The organism is Brucella sp. MAB-22, from assembly GCF_025908475.1.
Lineage (GTDB): Bacteria > Pseudomonadota > Alphaproteobacteria > Rhizobiales > Rhizobiaceae > Brucella > Brucella anthropi.
Map to the genome: position 1 here is coordinate 1,721,204 of NZ_CP109781.1, position 17,509 is coordinate 1,738,712.

A 17,509-nucleotide genomic window follows, 5' to 3' on the forward strand; every position below is an offset into this window, starting at 1 on the left:
GGAGCAGCAAGAATGGGGAAAAACAGGGGCAGCGAAGAAACTGTAGCGGTGTCTTCCGAGACCCGGGAAGCAAGCTTCGATGAAGTCGCGTTGCCCAAGCATCTGCGCCCGGTTGCCTCAATAGGTCCCATTGTATCGTCTGCGCATCTTGCCGAAGGCGGTTCGCCGGGTATGTCCGAGGTTGAATATGGCCTCATTCTCGCATCGCACGCATTTTCGCGCTGGATGGTTCGCTGCATGGCTGCGGCTGGATTGCCGGGGCTTTCGCCCATCGAAGTGCTGATTCTCCATTCGATCCGCCATCGTGATCGCGAGAAGAAGCTTGCCGATATCTGCCTCGTTCTCGACATTGAAGACACGCATATTGCCACCTATGCCATCCGCAAGCTTGAAAATGCCGGTCTGCTGACGACCGGCAAGGCGGCGAAGGAAAAGACGGTGAAGATCACCGCCAAGGGCGCTGATGCCTGCGCGCGCTATGCGCAGATTCGCGAGCGCCTTTTGGTCGATTCCACTGCCAATGCACGCCCTTCGGAAGAAACGCTTTCGGAAGTGGCTGCGCTTTTGCGCTTCATGTCCGGTGCATTCAATCAGGCCACGCGGTCTGCCATCACACTGTAAAAGGGTTGGAAGTTTGAGCGGAACCGAGTTGAGCGCACCAGTTTCAAAGCCTCTGCTGACTGTCGATGGCCTCAGTGTCGAATTTGGCGCGAGTCGTGTCGTTGACGATCTGAGTTTCTCGGTTCATCCGGGTCGCACGCTGGCCGTGGTCGGAGAGTCCGGTTCGGGCAAGTCCATCACGTCGCTTTCCATCATGCGGCTTGCCGATATGAGCGGCGCGAAATTCTCGTCTGGCCGCATTCTGTTTGGCGAACGCGATCTGCTGAAAGCCGATCAAAAGACGATGCGCGGCATTCGCGGCAAGGAGATCGCCATGATCTTCCAGGAGCCGATGACGTCGCTTAATCCCGTTTTCACCATCGGCAACCAGCTATCCGAAGTGCTGATGCTGCATGAGGGCATGACCCAGCAGGCGGCGCTTGCCGAGGGTAGGCGGCTTCTGGAAATGGTGCGGCTGCCGGATGCGGAAGGACTGCTGAAGCGCTATCCGCACCAGCTTTCTGGCGGGATGCGCCAGCGCGTCATGATCGCCATGGCGCTTGCCTGCCGCCCGAAACTGCTGATCGCCGACGAACCAACGACTGCACTTGATGTGACCATTCAGGCTCAGATACTGCACATTATCAGAGATTTGCAGCAAGAGCTTGAAATGGCGGTTATTTTCATCACACACGATATGGGCGTGGTGGCGGAAATGGCCGACGATGTCGTCGTTATGTGGAAGGGCAAGAAGGTCGAGGAAGGCCCGGTCGGGCAGATTTTCTCGAAGCCGGAACATGCCTATACCAAGACGCTGCTGTCGGCAGTGCCGAAGCTTGGCAGCATGACGGGCGAAGCCTTTCCCAAGCGGATGCCGGTCATGACCATGCGTGACGGCATGCCTGTTTTGACGGGCGAGGAGCGCATTCAGGACACGGCGCGTTATGGCGACAAGCCGTTGCTTTCCGTAGACGATCTTTATGTGCGCTTTCCGATCAAGAAGAACCTGTTCGGGAAGGTCACGCATGTCTGCAACGCTGTGTCGAAGGTCGCATTCGATATCTATCCGGGCGAAACGCTGGCGCTGGTCGGTGAATCCGGTTCGGGAAAATCGACCATAGGGCGCACCATCCAGCAATTGCAGACGCCGCTTTCCGGCGATATTCGCTTCAACGGCAAGGCCTATTCGGCCATGAGTGCTGCCGAGCGATATGCCATGCGCCGCGAAGTGCAGTATATTTTCCAGGACCCGTTTGCATCGCTTGATCCGCGCAAGACGGTTGGCTTTTCCATTGCAGAACCGATCCGCACGCATGGCCTTCTCGACAATAGTAAGGCGATCAATGCGCGCGTGGCAGAATTGCTGGAGCGGGTTGGTCTCGGCCCGGAACATGCCAAGCGCTATCCGCACGAATTTTCCGGCGGTCAGCGCCAGCGCGTCTGCATTGCGCGTGCGCTTGCCTCCAAGCCGAAGCTCATTATTGCCGATGAAGCTCTGTCGGCGCTTGATGTTTCCATTCAGGCGCAGGTTATCAACCTGTTCATGGACCTCCAGAAAGAGCAGGATCTCGCTTATCTCTTCATCAGCCATGACATGGCGGTAGTCGAAAAGATGAGCCACCGCGTGGCCGTTCTCTATCTCGGCCAGATCATGGAACTCGGCTCGCGGCAGCAGGTTTTCGAAACGCCGTCGCATGACTACACGAAGCGGCTTCTCTCGGCGGTGCCGATTGCCGATCCCGCTGCGCGCACCAACCGTTCCGCACTGGAAGGTGAAATTCCAAGCACGACGCGCCGGATTGATGACAAGCCGCCGATCTATCGCCATCGCGAGGTCGCAACCGGGCATTTTGTGGCCGAAACTGCCTGACGCATAAAGTTCAACAGAAACCCAAAGGGGAAAAACAATGATAAGGAAAACACTTAAAGCCGTTCTCATGGCTTCCGCTCTCTCGGCGGCAGTGTTTGTATCTGCTCCGGCTTTCGCTGCCGGAAAGCTGACCGTTTCGTCGCCGCAGGACCCAGGCAGCTGGGACCCGATCGACACTTTCCTCGTCAACTGGGCTTCTGTCGCCACCAATATTTTCGACGGTCTGGTCTATCGCGGACCGGACCTCAAGATCGTTCCGGCCCTCGCAACCTCGTGGGACGAGCTAGACGAAGCCAAGCGCATCCGCTTCCATCTGCGCGAGAACGTCAAGTTCCATAATGGCGAGCCGTTCAACGCCGAAGCCGTCAAGTTCACCTTTGATCGCCTGCTCGGTGACGAGGGCGCGAAAGGCCCGCAGCGTTCGAACTATATCGCCATCGAGAAAGTGGAAGTTATAGACGACAAGACCGTCGATTTTCATTTGAAGGCACCGGACCCTGTTCTCATCACCAAGCTGGCCGGTTATGGTGGCATGATCGTTCCGCCAAAATACATTCAGGAAAAAGGCGACGATTATTTCAACACGCATCCGGTCGGTACCGGGCCATTCAAATTCGCGTCCTATGAACCGAAGGTGAGCATCAAGCTTGAGGCTTTCGCTGATCATTGGGGCGGTGCGCCGAAACTTTCCGAACTGGAATATCGCTTCATCACCGAGCCTTCGACCGCCGTTGCCGAACTTCAGGCCGGTCGCGTCGATCTGGTCATCCCGCCGACCATTCCGATTGGTATGATCCCGACCATTCAGGGCGATCCGAAGCTGGAGCTTGTCACTGCATCGGGTCCAACTGTCTATGCCCTGCGCTTCAACACGGCTGATGGCATCACCAAGGACGAGCGCGTTCGCAAGGCGCTGATCATGGCGGTTGACCGCGATGCGATCATCCAGTCCATTCTGGCCGGTCAGGCAGAACCGATTGCAAGCTTCCAGGGCTCGCTGTCCTTCGGTTTCGATCCGAACATGAAGCCGCTGCCTTACGATCCGGAAGGCGCGAAGAAACTGCTCGAAGAAGCGGGCGTCAAGCCTGGCGCAACCGTGCAGATCGATGTGCGCGGTCAAGATGCAAGCTTCAATGAAGTGGCGCAGGCTATCGCAAGCTTCCTGCAAATGGTCGGCGTTAATGCCACCATCAAGCCTTATGACACCAATGTTTTGCTGAACGATATCATCCCGCAGGGCAAGACCGGCGCGATGTTCCAGCAGGCCTGGGGCGGCTGGACCTTCGACTACGATAACACCGCCTATTCCATGTACCATTCCGGCGAGAAGTGGAACCCGTACGACAAGGACGAAAAGCTCGACAAGATGCTGGAAGCGCAGCGCTCGGTTATTGATCGCGGCGAGCGCGAAAAGCTCTTGCAGGAAATCGCGGTTTACGCTGCCGACCGTGCACTCGAAATGCCGCTTTACAATCTCAAGGCGATCTTCGGCGTCAACAAGCGCGTGAAGAACTTTGTGCCGGTTCCCGACAGCCGTCTGCGTCTCACGGACGTCACTGTCGAGTAAGCAAGAATGACAATACGGCAAGCCGGTCATATCCGGCTTGCTGCAGCATTTCGGAGGCGCACTGGTGGCCGGATTTCTGATCAAACGAATTTTGCAGGCGTTGTTCGTGCTTGTCGCGATGACGCTGCTTGTCGCTTTCGCGGTCCGCCTGACAGGCGATCCGGCATTGATGCTGACGCAAGGCGCGGGCAGCATTACCGAAGCTGATCTTGCGCGCATCCGTGAAGGCCTCGGTCTCGACCAGCCGTTCTTCGTTCAATACTGGCAGTTCCTGAAAGGACTGTTCACGATGAATCTGGGGCGCAGTTTCCTCGGTGGAACGCCGGTTTCCACGCTCGTTGCTGGCGCTCTGCCCGCCACGCTGATGCTGGCCTTCGCCTCGCTGTTCGTTTCTATCGTGATTTCCGTTCCACTCGGTATCAAGGCTGCGGTGTCGCGTGGAAAATGGGCCGATCAGCTGATCCGCATCTGCTCGCTGGTGGGCCTGTCCTTTCCGAACTTCTGGCTGGCGACCATGCTGGTGCTGCTGTTCGGCATCTCGCTGCAATGGCTACCGCCAAGCGGCATGAGCGGCATTGCAAGCTTTATTATGCCCGCGCTCACCATGGGCGTCATCCTGACTGCAACCAATGTTCGTCTTGTGCGCACGGCGATGCTGGAGACGCTGCAATCGCAATATATTATGGTGGCGCGCGCCAAGGGGTTGAGCGAGAACAAGGTTCTCTACAAGCATGCGCTGCGCAATTGCGCCATTCCGCTGATCACTTATCTCGGGCTTCAGTTCGGCGGTCTTCTCGGTGGTATCGTCGTGGTGGAACGCGTGTTCAACTGGCCGGGCATGGGCACACTTGCCTTCGACGCGGTGGCCGGGCGCGATTATCCTGTCCTGCAGGCCACCATCGCGATCCTTTCCATGCTGATCATCGGCGTCAATCTTCTCGTGGACATCGCTTATGGCCTTGTCGATCCGCGTATCCGCACGGAGTAGGACCCATGGCAACCAAGACTTCATCCGTTCTGTTTTCGCGTTTTGCGAGCCTCGAATTCATCGTCGGCGCCGTGCTGACCGGCTGCATTTGTCTGGCGGTGATTTTCTCCGGCTATCTGTTTCCGGGCGGCGCCAACAAGATCGATCTCCTGGCGCGCCTGACGCCGCCATTTGTCAATCAGGTCCATATTTTCGGCACCGATCCGCTGGGCCGCGATGTGCTGGCGCGTGTCATTACCGGCGGCAAGATTTCGCTGTTTGTCGGTTTTGTCTCGGTGATCGGCTCCGTTCTTATCGGCACCATCATGGGTCTCGTCGCTGGCTATTATCGCGGCTTCTGGGATATGGCGCTGATGCGCTTTGTCGATGTGCAGCTGGCCATGCCCTTCATTTTGCTTGCCATCACCGTGATGGCCATTCTGGGTGGCGGGCTTTTCAACACCATCATTTTGCTGATCGTCTCGCAATGCGTGCAATATGCGCGACTGGTGCGCGGTTCGGTGTTGTCGTTGCGCGAGCGCGAGTTCATCCTGTCAGCCCGGGCCATCGGCGTGAAGGACTGGCGCATCATCTTCCAGCACCTGCTGCCGAACCTGCTTGGTCCGGTCATCGTGCTGATGACGCTCAATGTCGCCAATAATATCCTGCTGGAATCGAGTCTGACCTTCCTCGGCCTCGGTGTCGATCCGACCATTCCAAGCTGGGGCGGCATGCTGGCCGATGGTCGCACTTATCTCCAGACTGCATGGTGGGTGAGCATTTTCCCGGGCCTCGCCATTCTGTTCACGGTGCTTGGTCTCAATCTTCTTGGCGACTGGCTGCGCGACAGCCTCGATCCAACCGGCAGGACTTCCCGATGAGCGTGCTTTTTGAGAAAACCTATCCGCGTACGGTTCATGCACTTGTCGAACGCTTCCTGAAACCGGAAATGCGCGGCGCGAAGGTGGACGCATGGCTGTTCGATGACCAGCCGAGCCGCTTTGCCGCGGAAACGACGCTGCGCGAGGCAGGCGTCGAGGTACGGCTGCGCTCGGCTTATAAGCCGCTCCTGCATTTCTTTCTGGAAGAAGTTGATGGCTCGGCGCTGAAGTCGGCAGCGATCCGTTATCCGCGTCATGACGCCTGTGTACAGAACCGGTTTCTGCTTGAGACCTATCCTTTATCAGCACTTCTTCCGGAAGCGGAGATAGATTTCTCGGCTTCGGGCAAAGACGATTTTCATTATGAAGTCGATCTGGTCTTTGCCGATGGCCATAGCGAGAGCCGCCGGGTTTTCGCGCCGAACCGCGTGCATGTGGATTTCATCGGCGAAACGCTGGTGTCGCCGACCGGCTGGCTGGCCGTCACGCAGCACGGCAAGATTGAAAGCGCGCGCTATGAGACATCCTATGAAAAGCTGTTTCATGACACCGTCGCGGCCATCGCCGCCCATGACTGGAAGCGTGGCGAACCTTATTTCGATGAGCTGAACATCGCGGTCAGTCTGCCGATCACCGACCGCCGCCTGCCTTACGATGAGGAAACGCTGAGCCTCACCGAAGCCATGCACGAGGATATTTACTTCTCGCTGCTCGAAGTTTTTCAGAAGAAGTCAGGTCGCCCGGTGGGCGATCGTGGCTTGCAACCGGGCCAGATCGTGCCGGAAGTCCGCTTTCGCGATGCCGAGCCGTCGGTCAAAGTGGAGACACGCTCGCTTTCAACCGATGACGCGCTGACGGCAGAACAGGTTCTGGAGACGGCGCAAGCGCCGCTTTCCGCCGATCAGATCCGCCGTGAAATTGCCAGACTGGGCGGCAAGCCGTTCGAGGCAAAGACCCGCTCTGGCCGAACGGTGCGCGCGACTTATCGCAACGGCAGCGATGCCGCGATGATGATCAGCGCCGGTCAGCATGCCAATGAAACGACAGGTGTTGTTGGCGCGTTGCGCGCAGCCAACCTGCTTGCGGTGCGTGAAGGCGCGCATTTTACGATCTCCCCGCAGGAAAATCCGGACGGATACGAGATACACAAGCGCCTTTGTGCGCTTCAGCCGCACCACATGCATCACGCCGCGCGCTATACGGCGCTGGGTGACGATCTTGAATATCGCAGCGGCGAGGGGCTTTACGAAAAGGCCATTCGTGTCGAGGCTGAAAAGCTGACGGATGCGAAACTGCACGTCAACCTGCATGGTTATCCATCGCATGAATGGACGCGTCCGCTGTCCGGTTATGTGCCGCGTTCCTTTGCCATGTGGACGTTGCCGAAGGGCTTTTTCCTGATCATCCGCCACCATGCCTCCTGGGAGAAGGCAGCAGAAGAACTAATCGACCGCGTGACGAAACATCTGGCCGCGATTGATGGCTTGGTTGCCTATAACAATGCCCAGATCAGGCTGTTCGAGCAGCATGCAGGCGAAACGGGTTTCCGCATCATCAATGGGTTTCCGTGCCTCGTCGGCGTGGATGACCGCCATACGGTGCCATTGACGCTGATCACCGAATATCCGGATGAGACGGTTTATGGAGATGCTTTCGTCAAGGGACATACCGCGCAAATGGAAACCGTGCTGGCATCCTATGATGCCTTGCAAATGATGTTTCCCTCGGATGCGGTTGCCTAAAGATAATAAACGCCAATGCGTTTGCCGCCGATAATTTCGACGGCAATCTCCATCTCGTAAATGTCAGCGAGGATTTCTGGATGAATAAGTTCATCCGGGCTTCCTTGATGCACAACCTTGCCGTGGCGCATGGCGACTATGTGGTCGGAATAGCACGATGCGAAATTGATATCGTGCAGAACCAGAACAACGGTTTTTCCAAGTTCGTCTGCAGCTCGCCGCAACAACTTCATCATTGAAGCTGAATGCTTCATATCGAGGTTGTTGAGCGGTTCGTCCAGCAGCACATAATCTGTATCCTGGCATAGCACCATTGCTACGAATGCACGCTGGCGCTGTCCGCCCGAAAGTTCATCCAGAAAGCGTCCGCTTAGATATTCAAGACCGAGATAGCCGATGGCCTGCTCGACATGATTGCGGTCTTCACTATTCGGGCGGCCTTTAGAATAGGGATAACGACCGAAGGTTATGAGGTCGCGCACGGTCAGGCGGGAATTAATCGCATTTTCCTGTCGTAGGATCGAAAGGCGTTTTGCCAACACATCACCGGATGTCGTTGAAACATCGAGTCCGTCTACGGTCACACGACCCTTGTCCATTGGCAGGAGACGGCTCACCATCGAGAGTAGCGTCGATTTTCCTGCCCCATTCGGCCCGATGATCGAGGTTATGCCGCAAGCAGGCAATTTCAGGGTCACATCATCGACGACAAGTGTGCTGTTGTAGGATTTGCTGACTTGGCTGATTTCTATCAACGCGCGTGCCCCCTGACGAGAAGGATAATGAAGACAAGGCCGCCCAGAAACTCGATGATGACACTGAGTGCGGTATTGAACGAGAAGATCCGTTCAAGAATGGTCTGTCCGCCAACGATGCAGAGGATTGCAAGCAAGATGGCTATAGGCAGGATAAACCGGTGTTTTGCCGAACCGGCAAGCATGTAAGCCAGATTGGCGACCAGAAGACCGAAAAAGGTTATAGGTCCAACCAGTGCGGTGGAAACAGAAACCAACACTGTGACCATGAACAGGATTTTGCGCACGATGCGTCGATGATCGACGCCCAGATTGATCGCCGGATCTCTGCCGAGTGACAGGACGTCAAAGACATAGACGAAGCGCAGACCGTAGAGCGAAACAGCCGCGACAATGACGGCTGACATAATCAGAATGTCGCTATTGATGGTGTTGAAACTGGCGAAGAAACGGTCTTGCAGAACAGCGAAAAGATTTGGATCAAGCATCCGCTGCATCAGATTGGAAATGCTGCGGAAAAAGACACCGCAGACAATGCCGACAAGCATAACGAGATGCAGGCTGCGCGTTGCTCCGGAGAAGAGCCAGTAATAGAGTGTGCCAGCGAAAACCACCATGATAGCGGTTTCTGCCAGAAAGCGAATATTCGGTCCGATCCAATCGATTTGAACGGCGCCGAAGAAGAAGACTACCAATGTCTGGATCAGAATATAAAGCGCGTCGAACCCCATGATCGAGGGGGTCAGGATGCGGTTGTTTGTTACGGTCTGGAACAACACCGTTGAAACCGCAATCGAGTATGCGACCAGTACCATGGCTGCAAGCTTGGTGCCGCGGAAGGATAGGATGAAAGACCAGCTTCCCTTTGCGCCGACTGTCATGAATGCTGCTACTGCAAGCAGAGTGAGCACAGAGAGGAGCGAGAGGATGAAGGTAGGGCGCTTAAGCAAGGCGTGAACCCCGCCGCAACAGAAGATAGAGGAATATGACGCTTCCCACGACTCCCATCATCGTGCCGATTGGAATTTCGTAAGGAAAGCGGACTACTCGCCCGACAATATCGCAGGCAAGAACAAGTCCAGCGCCGAGTATTGCAACCCACGGTACAGCCCGTCGCATATTGTCGCCGATGAACATGCTGACGACGTTCGGGACGATAAGACCAAGGAAAGGTATCATGCCAACGGTCACGACGACTGATGCGCTGACCATCGAAACGATGACAAGGCCAAGTGTGACTACACGGCGATAATTTAGGCCAAGGTTGGTGGTGAAATCCTCGCCCAGTCCCGCGACCGTGAAGCGGTCAGCGGCAATGTAGGCGATGATTGTAAGGAAGAACGCAAGCCACAAGAGTTCATAGCGTCCGCGAAGGACGCCGGAAAAATCGCCGGTTGTCCAGGAATTGAGCGATTGCAGAAGATCAAAGCGGTAAGCAATGAAAGTAGTGATTGCACTGACAACGCCACCAAGCATGATGCCGACCAAGGGCACGACAAGAACGGATCGCAACGGAATGGCGCGAAGAATGCGAAGGAACAATGCAGTTCCGGCAAGCGCCGTAACAGAAGCGACCAGCATTTTTCCGATTACAGGCGTTTCCGGTGCGAACAATATGACCAGAAGGATGCCAAGACTGGCTGATTCCACTGTGCCTGCCGTCGATGGTTCAACGAAACGGTTGCGTGTCAGCATCTGCATGATCATGCCTGAGACGGCCATGGACATGCCCGCCAGAATGATTGCAAGGGTACGTGGAATACGGCTGACAAGCATGACTTCGGCGGCACGGTCAGTGCTTTCGGTGCCGAATAGCGTGCTCAGCGACACATCGCTGACGCCGATAAACAGGCTGATGACAGCCAGTACGACGACAACGGCAATGGCTGCTGCAAGTCCCTTCACGCTCGTTTCCTGTTCTGTTGCCTGATCACGGTTTCGGGCCACCTGCTACTAACTGTGTGGCCCGACCGGATTGGGTTTGGAAAGCTGTTACTTTGCTTTGTCGAAAGCCTGGGAAAGCTGATCGATCGTGCCGTGAAGCGCGCCGAGACCGCCACCAATCAGATACCAGTTCTGAGCGTTCAGATAGACAAGCTGCTCCCTTTTCCAAGCATTGGTCTGGCGCACGAGCTCATTGTCCAGAACCTGCTTTGCCGAATTGCCTTCACGACCGATGGCAGCATCACGATCGATGACAAACAGCCAGTCGGGATTGGTTTCGAGGATAAATTCCGAGCTCACGGGCTGGCCATGATTGCCGATGGAAAGGTCAGGCGCTGCAGGCTTGACCCCGAAACTGTCATGCAAGACGCCGAAACGCGAACCGGGACCATAAGCGCTGATTTTGCCGCCGGAAGTGAGGATCAGAAGACCGGTGCCTTTGTTGGCGGCCTTTTCCTTCAATGCAGCAAGTGCGGCATCAAGTTTCTCGGCTTCTGCCTTTGCTTCTGCTTCCTTCCCGAAAATCTGGCCAAGTTTCTCGACATTGGCTTCAGTGTCGGCGATGAAATTCTTCGCATTGGTCGTCAGATCGATGGTTGGAGCGATCTTCGAAAGCTCACCATATTTCGCAGCCGAACGACCTGCCACAATAATAAGATCTGGTTCTGCCGCATTAACGGCTTCATAGTCAGGTTCGAACAATGTGCCGATTTTCGCATACTCGTCGCCCTGATATTTCTTCAGATATTCAGGAAACGATATGCCGCTTGGAACACCAGTCACCTTGACGCCAAGGCGATCCAGATTGTCGAGGGTGCCAAGATCGAAAACCAGTACCTTAGCCGGTGAGGCTGGAACTGCTGTTTCACCCTGAGCATGCTTGATAGTCACATCAGCAGCATTTGCAGTTGAGGCAATGCTCAGCGCCATTATGGCGGCACCGCACAAGCGTGTAACCTGTTGAGCGATATTCAGCATGATGTTCGATCCTTTCATCAATCCTGTGCTTTACAGTCAAGTATCTTCTCCGTCAAAGACCGAGAGAGAAAATTCAGTTGTTTTTGCCCTTGGGGTTTTGTCCGAGCACAATGAAATTAAGGCTGTCCGCCACCGTGAGCGGTATCATCGAGCCGTGGCTCTCATCCTCGAAACGATGAAAGGCTGCGTCGACTTGCGGTAGTTCAGAAAGCTCTTTGAATATGTCTGAACCGGAAGGTCCGCCACGCAGTTTCTTCAGACGGTCATCGTCCTGTTTCGTCTGGCCGGGGCGGCTACCACGTTTGCCGGAGGTTTCTATAAGCAAGCGGATTGGGCGAGGGGCATCCTTGAAGCGCGTGATGAACTGATCTTTATCAGTTAGAATTGAACGATCGTTCCACCAGATTGACGGGTCTGCCGCGCTATAGCTCTGGAAGGAATCTGTGCGGTTGAACAAGGCATAAAGGGTGAACAATCCGCCCAGAGAGTGGCCGAACAGGGCCTGTCGGCTTTTATCGACGTTGAAACGCTTTTCGACTTCCGGCTTTACCTGATTGTCGATGAAGTCGAAGAATGCATCTCGTCCTCCAGTCTTTGGTACATTGAAGTGGACTGGGATCAGATCGTCAGGTGTCGGAGGCGTGAGGTCGAAATATCGCAGGCGGACGATTTCTTCCTGATTGTCAGTCGGGTAGCCGATGCCCACAAATATAGCCTTCAGGGCAGAGTTTTCTGCCATGAGCTTTGCTGCAATCGGCAACATGCGATTGCCGTCGACCATGTATATGACAGGATAGCCACCTTCGGGTGCAACCTCCTGCGGTGCAGCGGTGAATATACGATAGGCGATGCCGTTGGCTTCCATATCAAAGGACGAGGTGGAAGGCTCAGCAGCCTTCACGGTGGAAGCCATCAGTATCCCCGTCATCATCAGGCATGCTTTCTTCACGATATTCGTCAGTGCGCTCATAAGAGCATCCCATTCATGGAAAAGACGCCAGCCATTGCGGGCAGGCGTCTTTTTGTTGTGATACTAGAAGCGGGAAGTCATGCCGACCCAGAGGCGACGACCATCGACGACTGTATTGAAGTCATCGACATCTACTTTCTTGTCGAAGACGTTGTAGACGGCAGCGTTCAGAGTGACATTCTCGCTGAAGTCATACGAACCGCCGATATCGAAGGTTGCATAGGGCTTGTATTTGCGAGCGACTACCTTGCCGTTCCTGTAGACGGGTTCACCGGCTGTGCCGATACGCGCACCCGCATTGGTTTCTTCGCCGTGGTAGTTGCCGCTGGCCCATGCACTCAAGCCTTCAACCGGCGTTATCCAATCTGCACGCAAGCTGGCCATGTGCTTCGGCGTACGTGTCAGAGGCAAGCCCTTGTAGTCACCGGTCTGCTGTTCGGAGTCGGTGTAGGTATAGTTGCCGCGCACGGTAATTGTGTCGGTTGCTTCCCAGTTGAAGGTTAACTCCACACCTTGCATGACGGCTTCATCGATATTGAAGCTGTACCAGAGACGATAGTTCGGATCTTCGCTCCAGCGAATTGGATTACCATTGGCATCCGTCACCAGCGCATTGCTGATCTTGTCCTTGAAATCCGTGTAGAAATAGGTTGCGCCGAGGCGAAGGCCAGACTGGTTGTCCCAGAGAACACTCGCTTCATAGCTTGTGCTTTTTTCAGGCTGCAGGTCTGGATCACCGATGATCACGCCACAGGTGCCGTTTGGACCATACGAGCATCCCGCGCCGCCCGTCGTATAAGCATATCCCGGGGCGATAGTACGGAGTTCCGGTGCACGGAAGCCGGTGGAGATACCGCCCTTGAACGTCAGTTGTTCAGTTGCGTGCCAGACGGCATAGCCGCGTGGGCTGAAATGGGAGCCATAAATCTCATGGTCGTCCATACGCAGACCGCCTGTCAGGGCGAAGTCTGGCGTGATCCACCATTCATCTTCTGCAAAGAGTGCCCACTGGCGAACGCTGAACTCTTCATCCAATCCGGTACGACGTCCTGGGTTCTGATCGGTCAGCACCGATTGCGAAAACTGTCCACCGGTTACCAGCGTGTGATTACCGTAGAATTCGAACGGAGTTGTGAACTTGCCATCGAGTACCGAATTACGGATATGCGGCGAACGCAGGTTCTCGACGTAGCTCTTGGTCTTGTTGTCCCAATTGAAATTGGTGCGTTCTGCCCATTCTTGCTGGAATGAGAATTCCGACGTTGTCGGTCCCCAGCGACCAGTATGGCTGATCGACCAATGATCGCGATCATTGTAGTTGTAGGAATCCGAGCCCGATGCCGCCGTGTTGCCGACGGTGGCGTCGCGACGAAGGCGAGTCTTGCCCAGCTCGAGCATGATATCATGATCTTCATTCGGCGTGATTGTAACGCGACCGGTGATGTCGATATCTTTCTGTTCTGGCGTCCCGCTGACGATATTGTCTTCCTGTCGCTTGAGACCGCGTCCCCAGACCTGAACACCGACGAGGTTCGGGACCAGCGGCCCGGTCATGTAGTAAGACCCCTGCAACGAATTTCCGAATTTGGAATGCTGCTGAACCGTGCCGTCTACAGAGAAAGAACCGCTCCAGGTGTCGGATACTTTCTTGGTGATCACGTTGATAACGCCGCCCATCGCGTCCGATCCGTAGAGCGAAGACATGGGGCCACGAATGACCTCGATCCGTTCGATTGCGTTCGCAGGCGGTAAGAAGCTCTGCTCGAAGCCGGAGTTGCCGTTGGTGCGGGCATCGCGCGTGCTCTGGCGCTTCCCGTCAACGAGCAGCAAAGTATAAGAACCAGGAAGACCACGAATGAATATGTCGCGCTCGGCCGCCGGACCTGTCACCGCGACGCCCTGAACGTCTTTCAGAGCATCGGTCAGATCGCGATAGGCGCCTTTTTCCAGCTCTTCGCCAGGAACGACAGTGATGCTTGCCGGAGCGTCGGTGATATTCTGTTCGAACCCTGTTGCCGTGACAACAATCTGATTAAGTTTGACAGCTCCATCAGCGGTCGTTTCGATGCCCGCTTCCGTTGCCTTTTTCTTCTTGGTGCCAGCTTCGTCTGAAGTTGCCTCTTCCGCAGCGTTGATCGCGGTTTGCGCGATGGCATTCATTTCGCTCAGAAGTAGCGTTGTGGAAAGACACGTCCCCGCAAGGATCGCCCGATAAATGAGCGATTTGCTGGCCAAACGCCTGTTTTGTGTACCATCGGCCCACAATCCCCGAAACAAGCTGGTCATTTTCGTCACCGTTTAAAGTTGAGTTTTCAAGTCTCCTTATGTATGGCTGTCGGGTGACGTCAATCGTGATGTTTTATAAGCGTTCTAAATTTCAAAAACCGCAAATGGACGGGCAAGAAAGTGATGTCGGGCAAGCAGGTGAAAACGCAGCAACAAACGGAGAAAGGTGAGAGTGAAAGCCTTCGTTTGGGACAATTGCGCTTGCTTATCGCTCTTGATGCACTTCTTGTGGAAGGCAGTGTTGGCGGTGCTGCCAAGCAGATGGGTTTAAGCATTGCGGCTATGAGCCGACTGCTCGGACAGATTCGCGAAAAGTTCAACGACCCCATTCTGGTTCGCTCCGGCCGAAACATGGTGGCCACCCCGAAAGCCGAAGCGCTGCGTGGGCGTTTACGGCGGTTGGCGAATGAGGCCGAAACGTTGTTGAGTCTGGACTTTACCGAATTGCCGAAGTCGGGCTGTACCGGGCATCACGGGTGGAAGCGAAGCGCCATTGTAACACCGCCGCCGCTCGGAATCCGTAAGGTTGTTGAGCTTGAAAACCATCCGACACCAGAGCAGCTTGCAACGCAGTTCGCCAACATCCAGGACGAAAACGATCCGGTCAGGCGACTAGCGAAATATATCGCTGTTGTAGGGCGAAAAGCCGGGCACACCCGTCCACTCGAGATGTCTGAGGCCGACGATGCATTCACAACGATCTTTACGGGTAATGCCGATCCGATGCAGATCAGTGCGTTGCTCCGGCTCATTCACTATCGCGGGGAAACTGCACCGGAACTTGCTGGCATAGCGCGAGCAGCGAGACGAATTTATTCCGTGGACGCGGGCTTGAACATACCAGCGCTGGACTGGCCAGCTTATCTATCGCCGAATTCTGTGCAGTCACCGTGGTTCATGCTTTCAGCCTTGCTCGTCGCGCGGGCTGGTTATCCTGTTGTCTTACACGGTAATTGTGGCACAGGTGAAATCTCGGGCAAGCTTGAGATAGCGGCCGAAGCTATCAACCTCCCGATCGCGACATCACATTCACTCGCAGAAGGTGCATTAAGAGCGCATGGCATCTGTTTTATGCCGTTGGCCGGTTTCGCTCCTCAGATTCATGCGCTGATGGCGCTTTACCCACTGTTCGAGTCGCGTTCATCGATGAATAGCCTCGTTCATTTGCTCAATCCGATGAATCTCAAGGCATCGTTTTTGGGGGTTACACAGCCCACATATCGTGAGTTACACCGCGATGCGGGCGTACTTCTTGATATGCCTTCTATTTCGGTAGTTTCGACCAGCCGGGACGTTGCCGAGTTAGTTCCGCATCGAACGCATACGATCCATAGGCTTCTTAATGGTCGTGAAACAGATTTATTGCTTCCGACCCTTTCCAAGGAAAGTGGTGACAAGCATTCGAGCTTCAGTTCATTCGAATACTGGTATGGCATCTGGTCTGGCGCGGCAACGGACAAACGCGCAGAAAATACAATCGTTGCGACGGCTGCCATGGCGATGATGACGGCTGCCGTCGCAGACAATGAAAGCCATGCGCAATTTTTCGAGAAAGCCGAAGAGCTCTGGCGAAATCGCCACAGCCGGGCGGCAGCCTGATTTGGAAGTAGTTGCGATTGTGGAACGTAAAACTGTTTCACGTCCGGCAGAATTTGAAAAAGCTTTCTCTCGCTCGTTCGAGGATGGCAAGTCCATGCTTTGTCTACTAATTTTGTAGGCTTTATCGTTCTCCCCGTGAATTCGATTGCAACAGGGGAGCTTCGATGGTCAATCAGGTACTCGGCGAGGCGGGGACGTCTATTTTTGAGGCGATGTCGCGACTTGCTGTTGAGCGTGGAGCCATCAATCTGGGGCAGGGATTTCCAGAAGGCTTTGAACCGTCCGAACTCCTTGATGCCGCTGCTCGCGCTCTTCGTGAAACTTCACAACAATATCCGCCCATGATGGGGCTGCCGGTTCTCCGCCAAGCTGTCGCAGAAAACGCAAGGCGATTTCTCGGTATTGACGTAGACTGGGAAAGGGAAGTTCTAATTACGTCCGGCGCTACGGAAGCGCTCGCCGATACGTTTCTGGCGCATCTGGATACGGGCGACGAGGTTATCTTGTTCGAGCCGGTCTACGATGCTTACGCTACGCTTATCCGCCGTGCAGGCGGGAAGGTGGTGCCGGTACGGCTGAAACCACCTCATTGGGAGCTACCGCGAGAGGAGCTGGCAAAAGCCATTTCTCCACGGACGAAACTCATTGTCGTCAATACACCGATGAACCCAATCGGCAAGATACTGGATCCAGATGAGCTGGACTTTCTCGCCGAACTTGCGATCAAGCATGATCTCGTGATCGTTTCGGATGAGGTCTACGAACATCTCGTCTTCGACGGTCGCCCGTTTCATTCTATGTTCGGAGTTGAGAAAGTCCGCGACCGTGTTGTGCGAATTGGCTCCGCTGGAAAGAGCTTTTCATTGACAGGATGGAAGGTCGGCTATGTGACAGCCGCCGAAAAACTTCTGGCCCCGATCGCTCGCGCCCACCAGTATGTCACTTTCGCCACGCCGCCAGCATTGCAGTCGGCGGTTGCGGTTGGGCTTTCGTTACCTGATAGCTACTTTTTCGGCCTTCGAGCGACGCTGGCATCGCGACGGAATCTGCTGGTTGAAGGGCTGAAATCTGCGGGTTTTGATGTCGTAGCTGTCCATGCCACCTATTTCGCGGTGGCCGATATAAAGTCGCTCGATCATGGCGGTGACGATCTCGATTTTTGCCGACGGTTGACGCTTGAAGCGGGTGTAACCCCGGTTCCTATCTCATCTTTTTTTGGTGCACGCGATGTGCGCAGCCACGTCCGTTTCTGTTTCGCCAAGCGCGAAGAAACGCTGCGGGAGGCCGCTTCACGGCTGGTCCAGTGGAATAATGAGCACAATTGGCGCACCGCATCATAGGCGCGCCCGA

The 17,509-nt window shown here is 55.2% G+C and carries 14 protein-coding genes; 8 read left to right on the top strand and 6 right to left on the bottom strand.

The window, feature by feature from the left end; genetic code table 11:
• Positions 1-12: 12 nt before the first annotated feature.
• The 6 genes from OHI65_RS07930 to OHI65_RS07955 all read left to right on the top strand — a co-directional run bounded on the left by OHI65_RS07930 (position 13) and on the right by OHI65_RS07955 (position 7,627).
• A complete protein-coding gene (locus OHI65_RS07930; protein WP_185758004.1) occupies positions 13-621 on the top strand; it encodes a winged helix DNA-binding protein in 609 nt (202 codons plus the stop codon).
• A 13-nt stretch (positions 622-634) separates the two neighbouring features.
• Positions 635-2,470, top strand: a complete 1,836-nt coding sequence (locus OHI65_RS07935) for an ABC transporter ATP-binding protein (protein WP_125301149.1) — start codon at positions 635-637, stop codon at positions 2,468-2,470.
• A 37-nt stretch (positions 2,471-2,507) separates the two neighbouring features.
• Entirely contained in the window at positions 2,508-4,037 is a 1,530-nt protein-coding gene (locus tag OHI65_RS07940; RefSeq protein ID WP_264358630.1) for an ABC transporter substrate-binding protein, read from the top strand.
• A 64-nt stretch (positions 4,038-4,101) separates the two neighbouring features.
• Positions 4,102-5,025, top strand: coding sequence for an ABC transporter permease (locus OHI65_RS07945; RefSeq protein WP_125301148.1), 924 nt, complete (start codon positions 4,102-4,104; stop codon positions 5,023-5,025).
• A 5-nt stretch (positions 5,026-5,030) separates the two neighbouring features.
• Positions 5,031-5,885, top strand: coding sequence for an ABC transporter permease (locus tag OHI65_RS07950; RefSeq protein ID WP_125301147.1), 855 nt, complete (start codon positions 5,031-5,033; stop codon positions 5,883-5,885).
• Positions 5,882-7,627 (top strand): M14 family metallopeptidase, encoded by a 1,746-nt coding sequence (locus OHI65_RS07955; protein ID WP_125301146.1) that lies wholly within the window; start codon positions 5,882-5,884, stop codon positions 7,625-7,627. Before OHI65_RS07950 ends, OHI65_RS07955 begins: the two co-directional genes overlap by 4 nt.
• Here OHI65_RS07955 and OHI65_RS07960 read toward each other — a convergent pair.
• From OHI65_RS07960 to OHI65_RS07985, 6 genes are all read right to left on the bottom strand, one after another.
• Positions 7,624-8,382 carry an ABC transporter ATP-binding protein gene (locus OHI65_RS07960; protein ID WP_125301145.1) on the bottom strand — a complete coding sequence of 253 codons (759 nt, stop codon included), beginning with the start codon at positions 8,380-8,382 and terminating at the stop codon, positions 7,624-7,626. The two genes, OHI65_RS07955 and OHI65_RS07960, sit on opposite strands and share 4 nt — an antisense overlap.
• Positions 8,379-9,332 (bottom strand): iron chelate uptake ABC transporter family permease subunit, encoded by a 954-nt coding sequence (locus tag OHI65_RS07965; protein WP_125301144.1) that lies wholly within the window; start codon positions 9,330-9,332, stop codon positions 8,379-8,381. The genes OHI65_RS07960 and OHI65_RS07965 overlap by 4 nt, the downstream gene beginning before the upstream one ends.
• Positions 9,325-10,287, bottom strand: a complete 963-nt coding sequence (locus OHI65_RS07970; protein ID WP_071632158.1) for an ABC transporter permease — start codon at positions 10,285-10,287, stop codon at positions 9,325-9,327. The genes OHI65_RS07965 and OHI65_RS07970 overlap by 8 nt, the downstream gene beginning before the upstream one ends.
• 87 nt (positions 10,288-10,374) lie before the next feature.
• Entirely contained in the window at positions 10,375-11,322 is a 948-nt protein-coding gene (locus OHI65_RS07975) for a siderophore ABC transporter substrate-binding protein (protein ID WP_010658983.1), read from the bottom strand.
• Positions 11,323-11,377: 55 nt separating this feature from the next.
• On the bottom strand, positions 11,378-12,274 hold the full coding sequence (locus OHI65_RS07980) for an alpha/beta hydrolase (RefSeq protein WP_012093161.1): 897 nt from the start codon (positions 12,272-12,274) through the stop codon (positions 11,378-11,380).
• A 63-nt stretch (positions 12,275-12,337) separates the two neighbouring features.
• Positions 12,338-14,560, bottom strand: coding sequence for a TonB-dependent receptor domain-containing protein (locus OHI65_RS07985; RefSeq protein WP_094515672.1), 2,223 nt, complete (start codon positions 14,558-14,560; stop codon positions 12,338-12,340).
• A gap of 123 nt (positions 14,561-14,683) precedes the next feature.
• Here OHI65_RS07985 and OHI65_RS07990 point away from each other — a divergent pair, with 123 nt between their 5' ends.
• Positions 14,684-16,159, top strand: coding sequence for a glycosyl transferase family protein (locus OHI65_RS07990; RefSeq protein ID WP_125301143.1), 1,476 nt, complete (start codon positions 14,684-14,686; stop codon positions 16,157-16,159).
• Positions 16,160-16,323: 164 nt separating this feature from the next.
• Positions 16,324-17,499, top strand: a complete 1,176-nt coding sequence (locus OHI65_RS07995; protein WP_125301142.1) for an aminotransferase — start codon at positions 16,324-16,326, stop codon at positions 17,497-17,499.
• The last annotated feature ends 10 nt before the right edge of the window (positions 17,500-17,509 follow it).